This is a genomic window from Streptomyces sp. SM1 (assembly GCF_002910825.1).
Taxonomy (GTDB): domain Bacteria; phylum Actinomycetota; class Actinomycetes; order Streptomycetales; family Streptomycetaceae; genus Streptomyces; species Streptomyces okerensis.
The window spans coordinates 1-977 of the sequence record NZ_NEUB01000535.1 but is presented as its reverse complement, the minus strand read 5'-3'; the positions used below and the strand labels follow the sequence as shown (position 1 = coordinate 977).

Here is a 977-nt window from a genome sequence, read left to right as displayed (position 1 = left end):
GGAGCCGCGCTGGCTGGGTTCCAGCAGGCGCAGCCGGGACTCCACCTCGTGGGGCAGGACGCGGCGTTCGCGCAGTACCCAGGGCAGGGCGGCCGCCGCCTCGGCGAAGGCGAGCAGGGAGGCGGTGTCGCGCGGGACCGTACGCGCCAGGTCGAGGGTGCGGCGCAGTGCGGGTCCGGCCGGGCGGCGCAGCCAGGTGAACCACAGGGTGTTGCGGATGCCGTGCCTGCGGCGCAGGGCCGGGTCCCGCGCGGTCGAGGCCCGGTGGTGGATCGTCAGGTGGTCGGCGTAGGTGAGCCACCAGCCGTCGGCCGCCAGATCGGCGGCCAGGAGTTCCTCCTCACCGCCGAGCCAGAGCTTCGGGTGGAAGCCGCCCGCGGTGCGGAACGCGTCGGTGCGCAGGACGGTCGCGGCGGCCAGGAACGAGCCCAGGGCCGGTCCGGGCAGCCAGCGCGGGCCGGGCACCGGCGAGTCGCGCAGTTCGCGGACGATCGGGTCGTCGGTGCCGTCGGGCTCGACGATGATCCGTGCGGTGACCGAACCGAGCGCCGGGTGCCGGTCCAGCAGATCGGCGGCCCCGGCCAGGGATCCGGGCGACCACCAGGAGTCGTCGTCGCAGAACGCCACGTAGGGCGTACGGACCTCGCGTACGGCCAGATTGCGGCCGATGGCGCCGAGGTTGCGCCCGGGGCGCAGCAGCCGGACGCCGGGGTGGTGGCGGGCGACGGCTTCGGCGGTGCCGTCGGTGGAGCCGTTGTCGGTGACGATCACCCGCGGCCGCTCCGGGAGTCCGGCGAGGTGGCCGAGGGTGCGCAGCAGTTCGGGACGCCGGTTGTGGGTGATGACGACGACGGTGGTGCGGGGGTCGGTCATGCGGCCGTCTCCTCCAGCATGCGGGCGGCCCGTTCCACCCACGGGGGCAGGGGCCTGCGGTCGCGCAGGGCGGCCGGCAGCCGGACGAAGGCCTCGCGCAGGGC

General features: G+C 75.8%; 1 protein-coding gene. It reads right to left on the bottom strand.

Annotated elements, in window-relative coordinates:
• A partial coding sequence (locus tag B9S61_RS12960) for a glycosyltransferase family 2 protein (RefSeq protein ID WP_103542389.1) occupies nt 1-873 on the bottom strand: 873 nt, incomplete at its 3' end.
• Nucleotides 874-977 lie beyond the last annotated feature (104 nt).